We start from the raw sequence: 4,401 nt of genomic DNA on the forward strand, positions 1-4,401 counted from the left end.
CTCCCGAGGCCATCCGCGCCGACTCTGACAGCAACGTCTCCTCTCAATCCGATCAATCCGAGTCTTCGTGAGGCTTTTCGGAGTGAGGATTGCCTAGTTTCCGGCATTCGGCAGCCGAAAAACCGCGCGGATGAACCGACGCCAAAGATGATCAGCCCCACGTCTTAATCGCCGTTGAAAGGATCACACGGCGCATGGAATCAACCTGCACTGTCACGGCTCTCTCGAAGGCACCTGATGGTGATCCCCGTTTTCCTGCGGCGGTGGCTTCTTTCCTGGGGACAACGCGTTTTTTTTCCAGCAGGACCAGCGTGTCCCTCTAACTTCCGTGTCCCTCCAACTTCGGAGGGCCCTGCTTGTCAGGTCCGTTCTTCCCCCGCAACAGGCCCCACGGCACTCCCGGCCGTGGATGATGACCGTTCCCCGAGATATAAAGTGAGCCCACGTGCTCTGCGCGCTGAGTGACGTCGAGGTGTGCGCGAATCAAGCCCGGGCAAAATCCTGATGCGTGATCCGGCCGTCCACCAGCGAAACGACGCGGTCGGCCATCTCCGCCACGGTCCGGTCATGCGTGACCATGACGATCGTCAGCCCCACCTGGCGGTTGAGGTTCTGGATCAGACGGAGGATTTCCCGACCGGTAGCCGGGTCGAGATTGCCTGTCGGTTCGTCCGCCAGCAGGATGCGCGGCTGATTGACCAACGCCCGGGCAATGGCCGCCCGCTGAAGTTCTCCCCCCGATAACTCCCGCGGTCGGTGCTTCAGTCGATGGCTGAGACCCACAAGTTCGAGAATTTCCTTGGCGCGGCGGATGTTCTCTCGCCGGTGCCGCAAATAACGCCAGACGCTCTGGCCGATCATCAGGGGAATCATGACATTTTCGAGCGTCGAGAGTTCCGGCAGAAGATGATAGAACTGGAAGACCATGCCGAAGGTGCGATTGCGCAGACGATCACGTGCGGAGGCGGGCAGGTTGTCGATCCGCCGGCCCTCCAGGCTGATGGTCCCCTCGTCAGGCCGATCGAGCAGTCCCAGCAGATGGAGAAGCGTGCTCTTGCCGGAGCCGCTCTGGCCCACAATTGCCAGAAACTCTCCTGCCTGGACGGAAAGATTAACCCCTTTGAGGACGGGAATTTCCACGGCGGCCTTGCGATAGGTCTTGGTGATGTCACACGCCGAGAGAATGCCGGGGCAGGCCGAGACCTGATCGCTCATTTGGCCGCTCGGATGGAGGCAGCCGTCACTGCGGGACGAAACGAAGTGGGGGCCAGCGAGTTCCATGTGACCGTTTGCCGGGGCCGGTGCTTCACCCTCAGGAGGAACCGGTGGGGGCGGATGTTGTCGCGTGCGGAACAGGGAAAACGTCTTATTCATAGCGGAGCGCCTCCACAGGATGCAGTCGCGCTGCCCGCAGCGCCGGCAAAATACTGGCCAGAATGGCAATCATCATGGCTCCCGAGATGATCCAGCCCACCGTCCAGGGATCGACGATGGTGGGAATTTTGTAGAAGTAGTAGATATCGGGATCGAAGACCCGGTGGCCGGTGATGCGGCCGAGTAAATCTGCGATCTCGTTGATGTGCCTGATAAAAAGCAACCCCAAAATCAGACCGACCCCGGCCCCCACCATCCCCAAAAGGAGCCCATAGCCCAGAAAAATGCTCATCACTCCGCCGGATGAAGCGCCCAGCGCCTTGAGAATCCCGATATCGCGGGTCTTTTCAACGACGATCATGAAAAAGATGGCGAGGATCCCGAATCCGGCCACGCAGATGATGAGAAAAAGGAGAACGTTGAGGATGGCCGTCTCCATGCTCACGGCGGCGAGCAGCGGGCCCTGGTTGTCACGCCAGGTGTCGATGGCGTAATACTGGGGGGCAAACGCGGCACGCAGCTTGTCTCGCACTTTGTTCATGTCGGCCCCCGGCTTCAATTTGATGCTAATGGCATTGACGTAGCCCTTTCCCGTGGAAGGGTCAATCATGCCCCGTAATTGCTGGAGGGCGCGAATGGGCACAAAGGCAAAGTTGGAATCGTATTCACTCATCTTGCTTTCGTAGATATCCACGATGGTGAACGTGTCGCTGACGATTTTGGGGGGAGTTCCCACGGTGGGAAGCGTCAGCTTGACATCGTCGCCCGGCAAGAGGAGGAAGTGATCCTGCCCGTCGCGGCGGAAGCTCACCAGCCCAATTCCCAGAATAATGCCGGTGTATTGTGACTTTTCGGGATCGAATTGGAGTGCGGGTTCCTGGGGAGCTGCCCGGGCAAAAGGATCCTGCAAATTCGCGGGAAGCGATTCGCTCGCCTCCGACGCTTTCTCGGACCGTTCGATTTCAAGAAGCATTTTTTTCATTCGAGCCATACGGCGACGGTGTTCCCACCCAGCCAGAGCCATTTCTTCTCGGGGCAGGGACGGCCCGTCAGCCTGATGATCAATCACGTCGTACCCGCCTTCGCGGAGTTGGAAACTGAGTTGACGGCGGTTCTCCGGATGCTGAAGGTATTTGCTGAAATCGCTCACCAACCCCTGGGTTTTCTCGTCGATGCCGATGATCTGAACCGGCCGGGTCATCCAGGTGTCGCCCACCTGATAGTTGAGCATCCCCGGTACCACCACGGTCGGGGTCATGGCCTCGATGTCATCGCCGGCCACCCGACGGATCTGCTCCATGTGCCAGTCAGGATCGGGAAAGCCCTCCAGACTCCGCGACTGGAAGATGATATCAGAAAGGATGCCGTGCAGGCGGTTCTCCATTTCGTGGGTGAAGCCCATCATTACACTGTTGACGACGATCATGGTGGCCACGCCCAGCGTGACGCTGATGATCGAGGCCAGCGCGATGTAGCGCGTTCGCAGATACCGCCAACACAGCAACCAGCGATACATAAAAGAACGTCCTCCCTGACGGCCGAGCGCCAATCACTCCGTTTCCGGCCGATAGAGTGGAAACAGAATAACCTCGCGAATGCTCTGACAGTTTGTCAATAACATCACCAGTCGGTCAATACCAATTCCCAGGCCGCCGGCCGGGGGCATGCCGTAGCGCAGGGCCCGAATGAAATCGCGATCCATCCTTGCCATCGATTCTTCCTCCGGCAGGCCCTCGAGCTGCCGTGAGAAAAGTTCTTCCTGCAGGTCGGGATCGTTGAGCTCCGTATAAGCATTGGCGAGTTCCATCCCCTGCACAAAGAGTTCGAATCGCTCGGCAATCGCAGGATTTTCCCGCTTCCGCTTGGTGAGCGGGCAGATCGAGGCAGGATAATCGAGCACGAAAATGGGGCCTGTCAATTTTGGCTGGACAAATTCCTCAAAGACCTCATTCTTGACGACGTCCGGATGCTTCCCCCTCACTTCGATTCCGTGCGACTGCGCAAACTGAGTCACCGAGGAAGGATCGGAAGGATCAACACCCGTGTGTTCGGCGAGGAGCTCGTCGTACGTCTTTCGCTGGAAAGGCGGTGTAAAATCGATAACACTTTCCCCCCAGGGGAGCTGAAGCGGCTGGCCTGTCGCTTCGATGGCCCGGACGATGATCTTTTCCGTCAGGTCCATCATGGTGTGGTAATCGCCGTAGGCCTGGTAGGCTTCCAGCATTGTGAACTCGGGATTGTGCCGGGGGCTGATCCCTTCGTTGCGATAGACCCGGCCGAGCTCGTAGACGCGTTCCATGCCCCCCACGAGGAGCCGCTTGAGATGAAGTTCCAGGGCGATTCGGAGGTAGAGGTCGATATCCAGCGCGTTGTGGTGGGTGATGAACGGCCGGGCCGCGGCACCGCCCGCCACCACATGGAGGGTGGGCCCTTCGACCTCCACGAATCCTTCTTCGTCCAGCGTTCTACGAATCGATTGCACGATCCGCGTGCGGCGGAGGAACCGTTCCATGACCCCTTCCGTGTAGGTCAGGTCGAGATACCGCATGCGGTTCCGCAGTTCGGGATCGCTCAGACCGTGCCATTTTTCCGGCGGTGTCTCAATGCATTTCGTCAGGAAGTGAAGGTTATCGGCGAAAATCGTCAGCTCACCGGTCTTGGTCCGTTTGAGTTCCCCGTCCACACCGATGATGTCGCCGAGGTCGAAGCACTGGGCGAGCTCCCAGTTTTTGTCCCCGACCTGGGCCTTGCCGACGAGCACCTGGATCTTGCCCGTCCGGTCGCGGATGTCGATGAACATGATTTTGCCCGCCCGGCGGAGGAGCATGATCCGGCCTGCCGCGCGAACCCGCGGCCCCTGGAGTTCCGGTGGTTTGCCGACTTCGCATTCCCCCGCCGGAACGACGCGGATTTCGTTCTCCCGGGCCCGGATTTCCGCGATCGGGCTGTGCCCGTCGAATCGTCCACCCCAGGGATCCAGCCCGAGGTCGGCGATACGACGGAGTTTCTCGCGGCGGGCGGCCTCCA

The 4,401-nt window shown here is 59.4% G+C and carries 3 protein-coding genes; all 3 read right to left on the minus strand.

The features are described from left to right. Positions 1-483: 483 nt before the first annotated feature. Complete coding sequence (locus H5U08_RS11025; RefSeq protein WP_297032962.1) at positions 484-1,374, minus strand: ABC transporter ATP-binding protein; 891 nt, start codon at positions 1,372-1,374, stop codon at positions 484-486. Then, entirely contained in the window at positions 1,367-2,890 is a 1,524-nt protein-coding gene (locus H5U08_RS11030) for an ABC transporter permease (protein ID WP_297032963.1), read from the minus strand. Before H5U08_RS11030 ends, H5U08_RS11025 begins: the two co-directional genes overlap by 8 nt. A 33-nt stretch (positions 2,891-2,923) precedes the next feature. Further along, on the minus strand, positions 2,924-4,401 hold a 1,478-nt coding region (gene lysS, locus H5U08_RS11035), incomplete at its 5' end, for a lysine--tRNA ligase (protein ID WP_297032965.1).

The organism is Thermogutta sp., assembly GCF_014359955.1.
Taxonomy (GTDB): domain Bacteria; phylum Planctomycetota; class Planctomycetia; order Pirellulales; family Thermoguttaceae; genus Thermogutta.

What these genes read in the sequence shown, in the direction of transcription:
- H5U08_RS11025 (WP_297032962.1), bottom strand. Translation starts at nt 1,374, where the DNA reads ATGAATAAGACGTTTTCCCTGTTCCGCACGCGACAACATCCGCCCCCA.
- H5U08_RS11030 (WP_297032963.1), bottom strand. Translation starts at nt 2,890, where the DNA reads ATGTATCGCTGGTTGCTGTGTTGGCGGTATCTGCGAACGCGCTACATC.